This is a genomic window from Paenibacillus lactis (assembly GCF_017873605.1).
GTDB classification, from domain to species: Bacteria; Bacillota; Bacilli; order Paenibacillales; family Paenibacillaceae; genus Paenibacillus_AQ; species Paenibacillus_AQ lactis.
Genome location: NZ_JAGGKI010000004.1, coordinates 81,211 through 97,278 on the forward strand (window position 1 = coordinate 81,211; position 16,068 = coordinate 97,278).

Genomic DNA, 16,068 nt, shown 5'->3' on the forward strand with positions numbered 1-16,068 from the left:
AGTAACTCCTGTCTGTATAATATGAAATTCTTTCTTGGTAGTTAGCGAAAAGTACACAGTCAAGAATTTATTGTATCACACCAAGCCTCTCCCCTGAAACTACAACTTTCAGGGGGCCAGAACCCCCGGATTACGGCAGCTCCGCTCTCGATAACCTGCTGCGGCCGCCTCTTTCGGATGGGAAAACGTCTCTTCTACCTGGAAAGGAAACGAACAGTCATCCCGGAAATAATATTTCAGCCCCCGCTCGTCAACACCACCGAAATATACCGGGGACTTAACCAGTCTTGCCCCGCCAATTGCATAGTTGTTATAATAGCGATCCCCCAGCGGAATTCCCTGAACAAAGGCCAGCATGCCGACATCATCGATCGTATTCACCCACTCCTCCTGCGAGATGACGGGTAGCGTAAAGATGTAGGTCATGCCGTTGCGCAGAGCCGATTCATTATGACGCTGTATGTAATACGCCAGCCGATCCTGAACGGCGTTCACGATCGTGATTCGCCGAATATGTTCAAACGTCTCCTCATTCTGGAGCAGGGACACGCCCGATTGACCGGCCAATTCATGCCGCCACCCGGCGTACCAGCGGGAAGAGCTTGATTCATAGACGCGAACAAACGAATCCAAAGTGAACTGCACGCTATTGCCCTCGCCATCCGACCATGCATACGGCAGCTTCGGAGTCCATTGGTGGCGCATCTCCTCTTCACCGGTTGCATTGGTATAGCTCTGTAAGGCGTAGATGAAATACCCGTCATAGTCCAATACGACGAGAGCGGGGATATACCACCATAGAGCAGCCTGTGACGCCGAATCGCCGTCTTCTATGCCCATATTCATGTACAATGTTTGGGCAAACGCCTTCATTGCCTGATCTTTATCTGCCCGCATGAATTTCTTCGAATCATAGGCTGCTTCGAAAGACTGGGTTTCGTTCCTGTTTAAATTTGTACTGCCGTCCTGCACAGCGGATCGCAGTGCGGCGGTATATTTCATTTCAACATAGCGGATATCCTCCAGGCTTTCGTAACGGAAGCCAAGGATGAGAAGAAGCGGAAAGAATATGGCTGTGAACACGATCGCCAGGTCAGTAATCTTCATTAAGCACAAGCCCTCCGTAAGGAAAAACGATGGCTGCTTTTCCACTCGAATCCGTCCCGGTTAACGCATCCATGATCAGCATCCCCGGCGTTCTGTTTAGGCTCTGTACCCGGACTTGAAACAAGTCCCCGGCTGTCAGACGATACACCCGCCGTTCGTCATCCCTTGGCATATCCGTCTGCGGAAACAGATAGGCTGCGAGGTCTTCCTGATAGTAAGCATCATATACAACGACATACCGGTTAAGAAATGTGTCCGGGTCGGCGGGATCCGCATACTCCGGCTGGTATTTCTTATGGCGATGCTCCATCTGGACGTCATATTCATTGCCTGTCGCTGCAAGCTCTTGTAGAAAATCCTGATACATGGTCGGCGTGATATACCCTTTCGTACGGACACTATCCACAAATTTGGTCACCGCCTGGTAAACGACGATCCGAGATAGGTCATCCTGCCTTCTGGCCAGCTCCCCTGCAGGGACGATGTACAAAAGCAGCAGTGCGAGAAAAGCTGCAAACCATTTCGATACCGAGTTCGACACTTCGCCCTACCTCACTTTAACAAACCGAATTAAGTCCACCGCCCCGTTGCTTTCCCGGTGGTAGTCCGCCGCATAACGGCCATCCAAATCGATAACCGAGAGATCCATCGATTCGAGCTCGGTCCCTGGAGCGAACCGCAACCCGTCTATAACCGCTTCAAGCTGCCCTGACTGTACTTCGCGAAGCGTAAACAGCACCTCACTGCCCGTAAAATATGGTTCAATTGATTCAGATACGGCTGAAAACGAAGATACCCCGACATTTTGCTCCTCCGTCATCGCGGCTGCCGCCGTCAATCCGGAGTCAAGTACGGACAGCATGGTCATGGCATACAAGCAGGCGCTCAAAAAAAGACCCAGCCCGGCTGCGAGCTCTATCGCACGGATCGTTTGCTCGCGCAATCCTATCACCCTCTATCCCAATCTACTGAATAAATTTGATCCCCCGGATCACGTTGGAATCATCCTTTACGATACTCGCCTGAAACTTCCCGCTTGGATTTACATACTCCGCGCTCTTCTCGTTCATGGTCAAGCTGATATTGCCCTGCCTCGAATCCGGATTCAGAATCATCCCGCTGTTATCCAGCACATTCCCGTACCATTGTCCCGCTCTATTCTTGCCAGTAGCGATAAATATGCCGAATTGATCTTTATCCTTATACTTGCGCAGCGCGTTTGTCACTTGCGAGCCGCTAATCGTCGTGCCGTCATATACGGTGAATGCGGCTTGCGACAGCTCGGTCTGAATGTCCGAGAAGTTGTTTTGCGCCGTTTTGGTAGCTTCTTGTGCAGAAATAAACAGGATGACTACGATCGTGATCAAGGCAATGGTCAGAAAAATTCCGGCAGCGACTTTTAAAGCAGACGAAGCGTTATTCATTTGATTCTCCTCATTTCTTTACATATTTTTATACTTTTGTTGAGACAGCCATTTGCGAGCTCCGTTCCATCCCTCGTTCAAAGCCGTTGAATCTGTTCATAATAAACTTCCATCTGGGTGAAGCTCATCCCGATTAATGGAATGACGAGATACATAAAGATCAGAGCATACATCGGGGTAAAACCGATCATCCTTGCCCATGCAGCCTTGGTGTCGATCATGGCCTCATATTGCTGCTTGCGCTGCTCAAAGCTGAAGATCATCTCCCCCTCAAGATCATCAAACACGTCTTTGATCGGCACTTTGTCCATGGCGAGCAGAAGCTTGTCCACCAATCGTTGAAATTCGGGAAACCATACGTCCTCCTTCAACTCCTCCAGCGCCATCTGGGCACCATGCTCATAATGAAGCAGGCATTTCTGGATCGGAACCTTAAATATGACAGCAAAACGGTTGATCCATTCGAGGATTCCTTCAACCGAGATACGCTCCATTCCGCGAAGGATCGAAATAACCGTCTGGAATTGATATACTTCATGCCGCATCTCCATATTGCGCACTTTGCGGTGAAAATACAGCAGCCACAGCGGCGAGCAATAGGCGAGCCAGCCCAAGCACAGTGAAAACAGCAGCTCCCACCATCTTAGATACTCTCCTTCATATCGGCTAATCTTGGACAATATGCGCTTCACCGCGGCATCCATCTGCTCTGCGGATAATCCCGTATGTCCGGATTGGCTGATCCCATTCCGTACTTGTTCAGGGGTCGCATCAGGAGACATGCCTATCCTTCTCATCACGTTCCGATCCTGTTCTGCTGTCTTCTCTGCTTGAACGCGCTCCACTTCGTTCATCTGACCAAACAAAGATGGATGGGGAGGGACCGGGGTATAGAGCAAATGATGCCTTGCTTGCACATGCAGACCAATGGCCAAGCTCAACGATAGGATGAAAACCATAAAGAACAGCATCAATCTCCTCACATACAGCCATTCGAATTTGATTCGCGCATTGCTTTCCTTCAATAAGCGCAGCTGGCGGTGAAAGATGCTTGTCCCGATTCCCGGGGCCGCCATGCGGACAAGGGCTCTGACAATAGGAACTCGATATAACCGCTCCTCCCAGGAAGGGCGTTCCAATCCGGCACGATAGTCCGTCTCCCGGTGCTGCTGAAGCTTCTGGAGCAGGATATAGGAAATTACGATAATGACGTAAATGGATATCTTCGTCACAAAGCCGAGCTTGCTCATATAAAATTCATCCATGGAGGGGAAGCTGCTTCTCGCCCAACGTTCAATCGGCTTGGTAAAAAAAACCGGTGCCAGGGCAATAACATGCAATCCCTTCATCAGGTAGTCGAGCTTATCCCTTCTCAAGATATCGAGCTGAATTTCCTTGGACAATCCGCTCAATCCCTGCAAATAGATCGAGCCTTGTTTTCGTGCCTGATCTCCGAACTCCATCACAAGATGGGAGATCCCGGCAAATGCTTTCAGATACCGGTTCGGAGCAATTTCATAATAACGCTCAAGCGCGTCGTCAGGATCTTGCGATACTAGAGCATTGTAGATCCGGTTGGCATGCAGGGAGATTTCATGCCCGGCGCTCTCAGCCGCTTCGTACAGTGCCTCTTCTACCATGCCGTGCTGCTGGTAATGATGGCGGACGACAGAAAACAATTCGACGGCCTGTCCTAACAGTTTCCGTTCAAGCCTTAGGATAAACATTTCAACCAGCATATTGCTGATAACGACCGCAGCCATCAAGACAATGACGATAAAGCTCCAATCCGGACGGCTCCATATAAGCAGCAGCGCCGTCAAACCGATCGTTCCTGTAATTGCCAAGGTCAGCTTCATGGTCTCGTAGCGAAGTGCAATTTCATCATATGGATGGATAAGGACGATCCGCTGCCGGATGCGCTGGATGTAAGATTTGATGAACGGCAATTTTATCCCGTATTGATAGGCAAGCTGTGCCCACTGCCGATACAACTCGCGCAGCGTTTTGCCTTCGCCCTTGCTTGTATTGGAAGGGCCAATCTGTGATCGCCGCTTACTGCGGCTGATCCAAGCCGATATCCCAAAAGCAATTGCGAAGCAGGCCAGCGACAGCAAGAACACAATCATCAAAATAGGTTTAAGTGCCAACTGACTCCCCCCAACCTGCCGCAAGGAACGCTCTGAACCGGCTTGCATCCTCCGACTGCATCTGCTCGGTCATTTCGCGAATGCTGCGATCCGTCAAGCGCGCAGCTGGTACGTAAGCCCCGTTTTGATACTCGATCACGTTGCGCGATATATAACAAGCCCCCGCATCATCAAGCTGAAGCTCAGGTTCCGGCTGACCTTCCATCGTTTCCTGTTCGATATCGAGGGAAGCGGTGAGGCGACCGCTACGATGAATCCCCCGATCCAGAGGAATGCACTCGGTAATCCGTTCGATATATCGATTGCCGAAAGCATCGCGCTTAAGATGAATATCAAAGTTTATGACACCGGCAACTTGTTCCTCAGCAATTCGTTCCTGCCTAAACACCCCGCTCTTCAATAGCGAGTTGCGAAGAGATTGAACCAGGTCTTTGAAAGTCTTGGCATGATGGGTAAATACGGTGAATAGGCTGGCTACCTGCGACATCTGGATCATCCATGCCGCAACCTCATCACTGGCGACTTCCCCCAGGATATTGACCGTTCCGTCCGTTTTTTTCTGGAGATCAAGACCTGCTTGCCCGGTTATATGCTCCGTTTCCCTAAAGCTGAGAATGTTCCGTCTGCTGTAAATTTTGCGCAAATGAAGCTCAAATGCCATCTCTTGAACCCGAAGGGTGTAGGTAGCATAGATATGCCCAACCATTGCCATTAGAAGGGTCGTTTTGCCGGAGCCTTGCGCACCTGTAATCGCTGTGATCCGGCTTCCCTTCATTAAATATTGAAGCAGTCCGACCGCGAGCTCCGACCCGTCTCCTGTTATCAGCTGATCCAGCGAGGCTTTGGGCAGATCGAATTTACGGACAAAAAAAGCCCACGATTCTGCAAAAGGAGGTCTAACCACCACAACCCTCGATCCGTCCTTCATTTCGTTCACCTTATACCCGCTTGCCTCCGATAATTGGCCGGGATGGTTATATTTATAAATATTTTGGCAGACCCGTTTCAGCTCCAACATGCTCCCGAAAGACAGGAAGGATAAATGCAAGGAAATCCCGCGGTAGAACACCCAGACGCTTTCACAGCCGGTGGCCTGCTGTTCCTGTTCCAAGTTCCCCCTCCCCCATCCGAACCCATCGTGCCCGTAAGGAAATGCTTCCATACGGCTGTCTTCGAGTACGCCGCTGACCCCTCCGCTGACCCCGTCTATGCGCTGGTCCCGGAGTTCATCGATGACGGAAAAGCCCTTATACTCCTGGTAAATACGCTGCACCACAATGTCCAGCTTCTCCTGAAACCGAAGCGGGCGCTGCTCCGACTCATAGATATAGGCAATATCATCGGCTGTGACGGCATAGACACTGTCGTTGCCATAGCCAGGCAATACACGCGGGCGTGCAAGATCATAGGTCTCGAGCAGCATGGACAAAGCGTCCTGCCCATGATTCTGTTTATACAAATACAGGATAATCTCAAACTGGTCCTGCGGAGTTAGGATGGCTGGGTGCTCAAAAGGGATTGCCTGATCGATATTGGTTTCGTTCACGCCCAGATTGTTCACGAGCAGCTCCTTCATGAAATCCTTCACGTAGGCTTTATCCAGCACGTCCCCGGTTACGCATCCCTTAAGCGCCCGCCGCAGCTCGCTTCGCTTATTCAACCTCCGGCGGTATTCCTCCTCATGCAAGCCCAGGTCGGATAATTGACTGTGGGTCAGCTGATGGAGCGTTTCTTTCACGAATGCTGTCATCGCCGGTATAGAGTATGGATCGGTGTCATGGACTACCGCTGAAGGAGCCCCTTTTCTCTCCAGATACCGCAAATAGACCAGCAGCAGCAAAAATAGGAGGATAACGATGATCCACACCATATTCATCGCGCTACCCAAGAGCATGCATAGCCCTCGCTTTCGCCGGAACGGCTGGGAGTCCGCACTCCTCCGCAATCCCTTGTGCCAATCCCTGCATGGCCAAGTACAGTGAATTCCATCTTTTTCGTCCGTATCCTCCGCGGCTGCGCTGCATGTACATTAATACGTTTCTCGTATTCCACGCATCCGTCATTCCGGAGCAGTAAGGCACCCCAGCCGCATATCCTTTCAGGCCAAAACGCCGCTTGATATTCTGCAAGGTTGCACTGCATTCCCGGTCATATCGGCCGATGCTGTAGAAGCAAGGCTTCTCCTTAACTTCATCCGGCAATCCTCCCTTGGAAAGAACCGTCTCCAATAGATGCAGGTTCTGATTCATACCGATGACAACAAGGTCGGCGGCATTTAAGATTGCCCGGTCGGCAGCGCCTGGAGCACCATTGCCTGCGTCGGCTACCGTAACATCATGGCTATGCCGGGATGCCTCCAGAACCCTCGACATCAAGGTAGCCCCCTGCTCATTCGCACTTAAGTCTGTCCTCAATACCCGGGACCCACCCAGCAGATCCAGACGCCCGGCGATAAGCGGAACCGAATAATTACGAACATTTTCCGGATTCAGTCTGCCGCTTGTGCTAAGACGCTCCAGAGCATCCATGCCGTTATCGTGGAACGAAAGCGCATTGTCCATCATTTCCTTACGATCGGAAAATGCCAACTCGACCCGTTCGCCGGCATGTCCGCCATGGGTCAGCAGGACTCGCGTCTGATATTCCATTGCTAGCACGATTGGCAGCGCGGCGGCCAGCATTGTGCTCCCGGTACCGCCATTCAACGGACTCCAAACAGCAACTAGACTCATGCGCGTCTCCTCTCCGCATGCCTCATGGCTCGTCGAACATGCCTGCGATCCCATTCGGACAGTTGAAGAATCAGCTCGATCAAGGAGCGCTTGTAATGCCTGGACAGAGGCTTCAGAACCAATCTCCCCGCATGCTCATTTTGAATTTTCAAGCCAAAGAACAGCTCGTCCCACGGCATTTTTACCGGCTGGCCCAGCCAGGCCATCCTGCCCGGATTCAGATAGCCTTCAATATAGGCTTCATCCGTCATATCCTCGATCACATTCAAATACACACGGTGAAACGAGGGGGAGACTTGATCCGACCACTGTCCACTTAATTCCTCCAGCAGAGACGCGCTTCTCTTCAGACCCGTCAGATCGAATCCGCTAACCCAGATACAAGCATCGGCGTCCAGCCAATCGCCAGGATGTAGAAAATCGGCTCTCTCCACATCCATAAGGATGTAGTCGTAGTCCTTTTCGTCCTCATTGAGCAAATGTTGCTCAAGACTGGAAAGTGTAGCGAACCCTCCGGCCACGTCGAACCCGGCGAACTCCGTAACAGGAAGCTGCGGGTGCTGGTATCCGATACAGTACCTATACTTTGCATCCAGCGCGGCATCCACAAGCAGAACCCTTTTGTCGCCATGGGCTAGTATTTTGCACATATACAATAGCAGGTCGCTTTTGTCGCATATCCCCGTAAATATCCACTTTTTCACGCATGCTGCCCCCTTCATATTTACTCGTTCACTCCACCAGATTACGGAGCGGAAAATATCAGCTCATCATCTTGGGTGCCTTCAGCCGCTGTCGTTGCGGAAGTCTCCAATCCATAGCCTCCCAATATTTGCTCGGCCTCAACGTCCCTCTCGACACGAGGCTCATTCACCTCCTCGCTCCCGCCGGCTGGAAAAGATCCAGTGCTCCTGTCGCTAGTGGTCTGCCCGCCGCTGCTTGCTGGGCTCCAGGAATCAGGACTCCTCGCCGTTCCGGCCAAAGCCGGTACAACATGAATCTCGCTCATTTGAACCTGCTGTTCCGTATTCCTTTCGCGTAAATCCTCCTCTAGTAATCTCCGCACCGCTGTCTCCAGCTGCTTCTCGGCCCTCTGGACGATATTCGGGTCGCTTGCGATCAGCTTCGCCACCTCCTCATTCGGTGGATAGGTCGGAATTGCCTTCGCCTGCAGCTCAGGCTCGACATAAGTCAGCGCATAGATGGTGGCCTGGTGCAGGTATGCATCCACCAGCGCGCTCGATAGAAGTAGAATCTCTTGCTCGCTCAAGGTCGTCCAGAAGGCAGGAGTCTGTAGCTTATCAATTTTCTTCTTGGATAAAACAATGTAATCCTGGCCCGTCGGGAATTGGACCCTGATATCAACAACGTCCCCTTTGATTAAATTGCTCGGCAGGTACACGGCTTTCATCTCGCGGTGTCTGAGATCGTCCGGCGTCGGCGCTTCTTCGAACAGCATCGATCGGGTAATGGGTGTTCCTTTCAGCAGGCCGATCTTGGCTCCCTTGCCTTCGACCTCATCCTTAAGCGACGCTAAATTCGCTGGTGCAGCGTCGGCTGGAAGGCGAACCTCCTTTAGGTCCTTCGCTTCGATCCGATGTCCGGGCGGGATATCCTTCAATGGAACCCAAGCCGTCTTCATCGTGTTCAAATGCAGCAGCTGGGACTGTTCGAGCTCGGTGATCCGCTGCTCGTATTTGGAGCGCTCCATACTCTGCTTCTCCTTCAGGTCTTGTATAAAATACATCGTGGTGCCGCCACCTACCGCCCCCATTACAGCCGCTCCCGCCAGTCCGGCTACGATCAGCTTACGGCTGCGCCGTCTAATTATCGGCATTGCTTCATCTCCTTCTCGATAATCCGGTCATTTCTTGCGGAAGAGAAATTTGCGTTTCCGCCCGGTTGTTGGTATAAAATCCCGGCAAATTCCGGCGTATGTACGCTCGCTATCCTCCAGCATTTCGAAAGGGTCCAGCTGTAGCGGAAGCCCGACCACCTTCTCCGTTTCGAGCGCACGCTTCACCCGCTGAACGGAATCCGCACCTGCAAGCGGCAGCGCGTAGATCCGATGCGGCTGAGGATGTCTGGACAGCATCCGGGCCAAGGTCACTAAGTCATGCTGCCTCCACTCCGCCCCCGAGCCGATTACGATCGGCAAATCCGCGCGAAGAAATTCCTCCAGCCGCTCGCTATCTCGGTAGGCTCCCAAGTCCAGCACGACCGCCTCATAGCACCCTCCGAGCACTCGGATCACTTCGCCCCTGGAGGTTTGTCGCCAGAAATCTATGCCGTTCAGCTCAAACGTTCGGCTAGTCCCTCCCTGCCCCCCTTCGGCAATGTCCTGAATGCGGCTGAAGGCATTGGCTTTAACACTCATCTCTACGACTGCGACTTTACCGTATTTCGTTGCCAGGAAATGTCCAAGTGCGATGCAGGTATGCGTCGTGCCAACTCCCGGCGACGCGCCTAGAACCGCCGCAACCAGCGTTCCGGCTGCAGACCCCGGGCTGGGCTCCTGAACGGCCGCAAACGTTCGCTGGCGGAATAATGCTTTGCGAACCTCTTCTGTTGACTGGTACCGCTGCTCGGGCGCATACTGCAGCAGCTTTCGGATCACCGGCACCATTTCTCTCGGCAAGTCTCCCCGAATATGCCGCTCCACGCCGGTGATCCATTCGCTGAATCGGCCTGCAGTCGCAAGGTACAGCAGCAATGCGCCTAGACCGTATAAGTCTGATCTCGCATCACTTTGCCTCCCCCCATACTGCTCCGGTGCCGCAAACCCGACCGTGCCGAGCTTAACGGTATCCTCGCTTCCGGCCGACTTATAGCTACGGGCGATCCCGAAGTCAATCAATCGGACCTCCAGCATTCTCGTCAACATAATGTTCGATGGCTTTAAGTCCCTGAATATGACCTGCGGCTCATGGCTGTGCAAATAAGCCAAGACTTCCAGCAGCTGATCCGCAAGGGACATGATAAACTCGGGCGGGACATCCGCCCGCCGCTCCCGGAAATACTTCTCCAAGGTTACACCGTCAATATAATCCATCACCAAATAGGTGCAACCGGTGTCTTCAGTACGAAAAAAATCGACGATCCGCGGCAGGCGGGGATGGTTGAGCTTGACCAGCAGCCGAGCTTCCTCCTCGACCGTGCGCTGCATGGCCGGCTCGGACTGGCTTTCCTTCACCGCCCATCGTTTTCCTGGGAGCTTCAAATCTTCCGCCAAATATACACAGCTCATGCCTCCTTGGCCGATAACGCGATCAATCGCATAGCGTCCGCCCAGCACTTCGCCGTGCACCAATTTCGAAGCATGCGTCATTCTTCGTCCACTCCTTCGCCCTGCATAGGCAACAAAAAAAGGGAAGGCACGCCGTCGTATCGATAATTGATACGAAACGGGATGCTTTCCCTTTGGTTGTTTGGTTAATTTTGGAATCATTATAGACCAGGTTGATCTCATTTGTAAAGACTTTTTTAATACTTAATCATATAGAGCGTGATCTCATCCCGGTTGTGGAACAGCTGCTTCGCACCCTGAATCTGCATCCGGGCTTCCTCAAATACCGCGATAATCTCCTTAATGAGCGCCATTGGCTTCTTGGTCAGGAGCTTGACGGTAATGACGGCCGTCCCTCCAGTCTGAAGACTGTACAGCAGGCCTGTCACCAATCTGGCCATTTGCTTCGGACTCCAGCTCATATCGCAGACCAGCAGATCGAACTCCTGCTCCTTAAAGGATACGTCCGCCGCATTTTTATGAATGACCCGAAGCATCCGGTTCCCCTCTAAGGAAGGGTGCATGCGCGCCGGATCCACAGCCGTCACCTCCAAGCCTTGCTCCAGTAAAAACGAGGTCCAACCGCCGGGGGCTGCACCGATATCCAATGCTCGGCGGAAGCTGCGGAAAGGAATCCCGAACTGCTTTTCGGCTTCGAGAAGCTTAAACTTTGCTCTGGAGATCTGACCCTCCTCGCGTTGGAAGCGAACAGCACCTCCGTTCCAGTCGGACAAATTGTCCTCAGGTTTCGATACGCCCAAATACCAGGTTTCTTCATCGGCAAAGATTGAGATGATCCACTCCGGCTCCTGTACGGTAAATTCAAGCTCAAGCGCTGACAATCGGCTTTGCAGCATATCGCGTAACGCCCCCGGACTATCCGTCCATGAGCTATTTTCACTCTTACGGATCTGGATCGCAACCCGGCTCCTGCCAATCTCATCACGATTCAGCAAATACTGCTCCGCCTCGTTAAGCGCTTCTTCCGCTTGACCGGCAGGCAGCTCAACATTCACTGGAAACAGATGCCTCAGAAATATTGGAGGCTGGGATTGAATCATCCTCACCGCCTCTTCTACGGATCTTGCCAATGTAACGAGAAATACTTCGCCGGGTATTAACACGGAGCTTTTCAAGCTGCCGAACATCCGGCGCAGCTCCTCTTGGGCATAGGGGGCGAAACCGTGATTCGCCGTGCATACCAGCTTGCTGTGGAAATCCTGTTGCTGCTCCCGCTCATCATTCACATTCCATTCGTCCAATCGGATTAACCTCCAGAAATAACTTTGATCCAGGGACGACCGCTTTCCCATTCCAGCCGGGCGTCGATATCATAAGTTTGTTTAATAAGTTCGCTGTTCAATACGTCTTCCTTCAGGCCGGCTCCTTCAAGCCGTCCTTCCTTAATTAGCGCTACATGGGTGAATAGCGGGACAATCTCCTCAATATGATGGGTTACGTAAATGACGGCAACGTCCCGTTTTCCTAATCGGCCAATCTCCTCCAGCATTAGCTCGCGCTCGTACAGATCCAGGCCGGCACAAGGCTCATCCAAAATTAAAAGCTTCGGGTCATGCATTAAGGCACGTGCCAGCATCACCTTTTTCCGTTCCCCTTGAGATAAGGTGCCAAGCGGCTGTTCGGCCAGGTGTCCAAAGCCCATCTCCTCTAGCAGAGCGTAAGCCTTACCGCGGACATCTGCCGGGATTTCCTGATAAAACCGCAAGAACGCATAGGCGCCTGTGGACACAACCTCCCATACCGGATCATGCAGCGTCAGCTTCTCCATTAACGATTGGCTGATATAGCCGATTTCCTTGCGGACCTCCCGGACGTCGCATTGACCATACACATTCCCGAGCACCTCAATCCTACCGCTGCTGGGAAACTGATAGCCGGTCATCAGCTCGAGGAGCGTCGTTTTTCCGGAGCCGTTCCTCCCCAGAATAACCCAATGCTCTCCCGGCCGCACCGTCAACGAAACATCATGCAGGATTTGGCGTTCTCCGCGAACCAGAGATACATACTGCATCTTGATCATGGCTTCACCCTCCTGACAAAGTTCAAAATATCCTCGACCGATCCCATCCGGTACAGCACTTCTGGCTCCTTATTCGGCGTGCTGCCGGCCGTCATCAAGGCAGGCACGCTTCGAATCTGATACCGGTTTACAACCGCAGGAAGGAAGTTGACATCGGCCTCCAAAATCTCCACGTCCGGGAGAATATGCTCCACGATATGGAGCATTTTGCGGGCTGCCGCGCACGTACCGCAGAATGGCGTGTGCAGAAAGACTACGACCGGCTCGCCTTCCATCTTTCTGCCGGCAAGCCTCTCGAGCCACTCCAGCCGATCCAGCAATTCCCGCTCCGTCACTGCCTTCATCTCGTTCCCTCGGCGATCTCGCGGATCAGCGCTTCCGGCATCGGTCCATTATGGACACGGACATCCTCCGGCATATGCTCATAGAGCATTTCGTACATTTTGCGGCGGCCGTATGGACTCGATGTATGGAGGTATATTTCTTTTGCGCGCAGCTTCTCAGCGATCATGGCCGCCACCACGTCACCACCGTTCATCTGATCGTGTCCCAGCTCATAATCCAGAGACAGCACGTCCACTTCACATTCGCGGAGCATCATCAGACATTCTTCCCCGTTTCGCGCCAAAGCAAATCCTTTCGGATGGGGGCGCCAGTCATCCAAATATAGATGGATCTTCATTGCCTACTCTCCCTTGATTTAAGACCAGGACAATACCGTGGCGATATCTTCCCGATGCGTACCGTCCGGTCCTTTTTCGCTTTCCAGAACAAGTGCCTTGCCGGCAATTTCAGGCGCCAGCGCAAGCTGTTTCAGCGCGTCCGCACCGATCTTCCCTTGACCGATCCGGGCATGGCGGTCTTTCCTGGAGCCGGCACCGTATTTTGAATCATTAAGGTGCACTGCAATCAGATGCTCCCAATACTGCAGCGAGCGTCCTCTGGCAAGCAGCTCCTCCGTATTGGATGGATCCCAGCCCCCTGCGGCGAACAAGTGGCAGGTATCGAGACAAAAGCCTATTTTTTCAGGGTATTTCGCAAGCTGCCTAATCTTCACGCACTCCTCCAGCGTTATGCCCATTGGACCATGATCGCCTGCCTGATTCTCAATTAGGAGCTTGGTCTGTCCCTTCCAATCCGCCAGCACGTCGTTCAAGCATTGGATAATATTCTGATACCCTGCCAGCGGATTATCGCTCTTGAGGTGCCCGAAATGAACGACGATGCCAAGGGATCCGCAGGCTTCTGCGATTACCAGGTCGTTCTTGAGAGAATCCACCGTCAGCCTGTAATGCTCTTCACCGCGCGTGAACCCCGTCGCCATGTTCGTCGGGTACGGCGTATGGGCGATCGAGACCAAATTTTGCTCGCGGCAAAATTTTGCGCATGCAGCGGCATTCGTAAAATCAGGTGCTTTTAAGTGCAGGCTGCGCGGATTTTTCGGAAAATACTGATACGACAGCGATCCCAGGGAAAGGGCATGCTGGGCGGCGGCCAGAAACCCGCCCCGGGTACTGACATGGCTTCCGATCCGCAGCTTAGGTTTCATGCTGGCAATTCGGACAGAAGAATACCTTCCGCCCGGTATGCTCCGTTTTTATAATCGGTGTCCCGCAACGGACGCAGGGCTCTCCTTCACGGTCATATACCTTGCACCTGTCATTGTAAGATCCGGTCAAGGCGTCGCCGGCTTGAAACGGCATTTCCATGTAGCCCCCTCCGTCCGTCGCTTCCGTCATCACCTTAACCGTACTGTCATACAGCTGCTCCAGCGCCTCTGCAGACAGGTCTTGGATTTTCGAGAGCGGATGAATCCGGGCATCAAAGGCGATTTCGTCCGCATAGCAATTGCCGATTCCAGCCATCACCTGCTGATTGACCATGGTGCTCTTCAGCGCACCCCGGCGCTTGCCGATCAGCTCGACAAAGCGAGCTTTGTTCATCCGGCGATCCATCAGCTCCGGCCCGAGATGCTTCAGCGCCTCATCGGTCTCTCTTGCCGTCAGAAAATGCAAATAGCCGAGGCGGAGTCCGATGAAATACAATATCTGGTCTCCAAAAGTGATCTCAACCTGTGTAGAACGCGATGGGCGCTCCTCATCCTTCCGTCCTAAATACAGCATGCCGCCCAGCATGAGATGCAGCAGCAGACGGCCACCATTATTGAGGTGAAACACGAGATGCTTGCCTCTTCGTTCCACAAAAATAACCCTGCTTCCCATGAGGGCCTCCGTAAATTGCTCCATCGTTACATTGAGCGATTTCTCCCGGTTCACGACGACATTCGTGATCGGAATATTAACGATCGTCTGAGTCAATAATCTTCGGTAATTTTCCATTTCCGGCAGTTCAGGCATGATTCATCTTCCCTTTCGTCCATCAGCATCATCAGCTAATTCAATAAGGTTACCTACGGACACAGCAGCCGGGCCGCTTCATCTAAATCCCGGCAAATATATTCCGGCGAAACACCGGCGGCGTCGATATGAGACTGCATATTTTGATCCGTCGTAATTCCTGTTAACACAAGTACCGTTTTGCATCCGGCGTGGACGCCTGCGGCAATATCCGTGCGTATATTATCTCCAACCACGTAAATATCCTCGGTCTGAACCCCGAGACGATCCGCGGCGAATTTCATCAGAATCGATGAAGGCTTGCCGATGACCAGCGGCTTCACACCGGACGCCGCTTCCACGGCCGCTCCAAGCGATCCCGCTCCCGGCATCAGCCCGGCGTCGGATGGAAGGAGCAAATCCGGGTTGGTCAATACCGACGCGGCACCTTCCTGAATCCAGCGAACGGCCCGGGCAAGCGCGTTATAATCAAACGAACGATCGATCCCTTGAACGACATACTGCGGCGATTCCTCAACGATGTGAAGCCCCTGCTCGAGCAGTGCTTGCCGAAGCCCTTCCTCACCCAGCATCGCAACTCTCGCCCCCGGCGTCTCCTCCGCAATATGCTTCGCAGCCGCTAGCGATGAGGTACAGACCTCCTCCGGTAAAGCGGGTATGCCCATATCCCGAAGATGGGCTGCTACCTGCTCCGGGGTTTTAGACGAGTTATTCGTTACGAACAAGTACGGAATGCCTCTTTCCTTCAAACGGAGGATCAGTCGATCCGCCCCTTCGATTCGCATCTTTCCATGATATAGGGTTCCATCCAAATCAATCAGAATCCCTTTCGGTTGTTCCATTGATGTATGCACCTTCTTTATTCCTGTCTTTCATCCGATGAATGATTCATATCGTAAAGCGTTGGCATTTCGTATAAGGTCAGCTTCTTCGAATCTTAATGAGATTATGTATAGCTGGGCCGAACCCGC

Annotated in this window: 17 protein-coding genes; all 17 read right to left on the bottom strand. The window is 52.6% G+C overall.

The window, feature by feature from the left end; translation table 11 throughout:
- Nucleotides 1-108 precede the first annotated feature (108 nt).
- The 17 genes from J2Z18_RS08955 to nucF all read right to left on the bottom strand — a co-directional run bounded on the left by J2Z18_RS08955 (nucleotide 109) and on the right by nucF (nucleotide 15,939).
- Nucleotides 109-1,107, bottom strand: a complete 999-nt coding sequence (locus J2Z18_RS08955; RefSeq protein ID WP_007129992.1) for a hypothetical protein — start codon at nucleotides 1,105-1,107, stop codon at nucleotides 109-111.
- Complete coding sequence (locus tag J2Z18_RS08960) at nucleotides 1,094-1,648, bottom strand: hypothetical protein (protein WP_007129991.1); 555 nt, start codon at nucleotides 1,646-1,648, stop codon at nucleotides 1,094-1,096. Before J2Z18_RS08960 ends, J2Z18_RS08955 begins: the two co-directional genes overlap by 14 nt.
- Before the next feature lie 6 nt (nucleotides 1,649-1,654).
- Nucleotides 1,655-2,050: a hypothetical protein gene (locus tag J2Z18_RS08965; RefSeq protein ID WP_028403531.1), complete on the bottom strand. Its 396-nt coding sequence runs from the start codon at nucleotides 2,048-2,050 to the stop codon at nucleotides 1,655-1,657.
- Nucleotides 2,051-2,072: 22 nt separating this feature from the next.
- Nucleotides 2,073-2,531, bottom strand: a complete 459-nt coding sequence (locus tag J2Z18_RS08970; RefSeq protein ID WP_007129989.1) for a hypothetical protein — start codon at nucleotides 2,529-2,531, stop codon at nucleotides 2,073-2,075.
- A gap of 77 nt (nucleotides 2,532-2,608) precedes the next feature.
- Nucleotides 2,609-4,681, bottom strand: coding sequence for a hypothetical protein (locus J2Z18_RS08975; protein WP_028403532.1), 2,073 nt, complete (start codon nucleotides 4,679-4,681; stop codon nucleotides 2,609-2,611).
- Nucleotides 4,671-6,575, bottom strand: coding sequence for an ATPase, T2SS/T4P/T4SS family (locus J2Z18_RS08980; protein WP_210094602.1), 1,905 nt, complete (start codon nucleotides 6,573-6,575; stop codon nucleotides 4,671-4,673). The genes J2Z18_RS08975 and J2Z18_RS08980 overlap by 11 nt, the downstream gene beginning before the upstream one ends.
- Nucleotides 6,562-7,413 carry a CpaE/TadZ family protein gene (locus J2Z18_RS08985; RefSeq protein ID WP_007129986.1) on the bottom strand — a complete coding sequence of 284 codons (852 nt, stop codon included), beginning with the start codon at nucleotides 7,411-7,413 and terminating at the stop codon, nucleotides 6,562-6,564. The genes J2Z18_RS08980 and J2Z18_RS08985 overlap by 14 nt, the downstream gene beginning before the upstream one ends.
- The gene (locus tag J2Z18_RS08990; RefSeq protein WP_007129985.1) at nucleotides 7,410-8,117 is read right to left on the bottom strand and encodes a ParA family protein; all 708 of its coding nucleotides are present in this window, start codon (nucleotides 8,115-8,117) and stop codon (nucleotides 7,410-7,412) included. The genes J2Z18_RS08985 and J2Z18_RS08990 overlap by 4 nt, the downstream gene beginning before the upstream one ends.
- A 41-nt stretch (nucleotides 8,118-8,158) precedes the next feature.
- Nucleotides 8,159-9,250 carry an SAF domain-containing protein gene (locus J2Z18_RS08995; RefSeq protein WP_007129984.1) on the bottom strand — a complete coding sequence of 364 codons (1,092 nt, stop codon included), beginning with the start codon at nucleotides 9,248-9,250 and terminating at the stop codon, nucleotides 8,159-8,161.
- Nucleotides 9,251-9,277: 27 nt separating this feature from the next.
- The gene (locus tag J2Z18_RS09000; protein WP_007129983.1) at nucleotides 9,278-10,741 is read right to left on the bottom strand and encodes a serine/threonine protein kinase; all 1,464 of its coding nucleotides are present in this window, start codon (nucleotides 10,739-10,741) and stop codon (nucleotides 9,278-9,280) included.
- Nucleotides 10,742-10,896: 155 nt separating this feature from the next.
- Nucleotides 10,897-11,961, bottom strand: a complete 1,065-nt coding sequence (locus J2Z18_RS09005; protein ID WP_007129982.1) for an SAM-dependent methyltransferase — start codon at nucleotides 11,959-11,961, stop codon at nucleotides 10,897-10,899.
- A gap of 5 nt (nucleotides 11,962-11,966) precedes the next feature.
- Nucleotides 11,967-12,740 (bottom strand): ABC transporter ATP-binding protein, encoded by a 774-nt coding sequence (locus J2Z18_RS09010; RefSeq protein WP_007129981.1) that lies wholly within the window; start codon nucleotides 12,738-12,740, stop codon nucleotides 11,967-11,969.
- Entirely contained in the window at nucleotides 12,737-13,084 is a 348-nt protein-coding gene (locus J2Z18_RS09015) for a thioredoxin family protein (protein WP_007129980.1), read from the bottom strand. Before J2Z18_RS09015 ends, J2Z18_RS09010 begins: the two co-directional genes overlap by 4 nt.
- Nucleotides 13,081-13,422, bottom strand: coding sequence for a cyclic-phosphate processing receiver domain-containing protein (locus tag J2Z18_RS09020; protein WP_007129979.1), 342 nt, complete (start codon nucleotides 13,420-13,422; stop codon nucleotides 13,081-13,083). The genes J2Z18_RS09015 and J2Z18_RS09020 overlap by 4 nt, the downstream gene beginning before the upstream one ends.
- 18 nt (nucleotides 13,423-13,440) lie before the next feature.
- A complete protein-coding gene (locus J2Z18_RS09025) occupies nucleotides 13,441-14,289 on the bottom strand; it encodes a deoxyribonuclease IV (protein ID WP_007129978.1) in 849 nt (282 codons plus the stop codon).
- Nucleotides 14,279-15,097 (bottom strand): DNA-formamidopyrimidine glycosylase, encoded by an 819-nt coding sequence (mutM, locus tag J2Z18_RS09030; protein ID WP_007129977.1) that lies wholly within the window; start codon nucleotides 15,095-15,097, stop codon nucleotides 14,279-14,281. The genes J2Z18_RS09025 and mutM overlap by 11 nt, the downstream gene beginning before the upstream one ends.
- A 53-nt stretch (nucleotides 15,098-15,150) precedes the next feature.
- Nucleotides 15,151-15,939: a 5' nucleotidase NucF gene (gene nucF, locus J2Z18_RS09035; RefSeq protein WP_007129976.1), complete on the bottom strand. Its 789-nt coding sequence runs from the start codon at nucleotides 15,937-15,939 to the stop codon at nucleotides 15,151-15,153.
- Between the last annotated feature and the right edge of the window lie 129 nt (nucleotides 15,940-16,068).